The following is a 265-nucleotide window of genomic DNA, read 5'->3' as shown; positions in this document are numbered from 1 at the left end:
GGCGGTTGAATATGGAGCTTAACAAAGAACTCAACAAAACCGCAACTGAATCCAAAAGTAAACTTGCAGCGACGATCAAAGAAAACAATAAACCGGCCTTTTGGTTTTTAATGCCGTCTTTATTGATTTTAACCTTATTCACGTTCTATCCGATGATCATGACCGTTTACAACAGTTTCTTTGCGACCAATATTCGCGGGGAAGCGGCGAAATTCGTTGGGTTGGGGAATTACTTCTCGATTTTTCAAGATCCCTTATTCCTGAA

At 40.4% G+C, this 265-nt stretch carries 1 pseudogene; it reads left to right on the top strand.

The features are described from left to right. Positions 1–11 precede the first annotated feature (11 nt). A pseudogene (locus AC6UC9_RS07025) lies at positions 12–265 on the top strand (sugar ABC transporter permease); the annotation flags it as partial.

The sequence above is a fragment of the Fructilactobacillus sp. X7R4C1 genome (assembly GCF_059901115.1).
The sequence above is the reverse complement of the archived record's forward strand: the minus strand, read 5'-3'. Positions and strand labels throughout refer to the sequence as shown.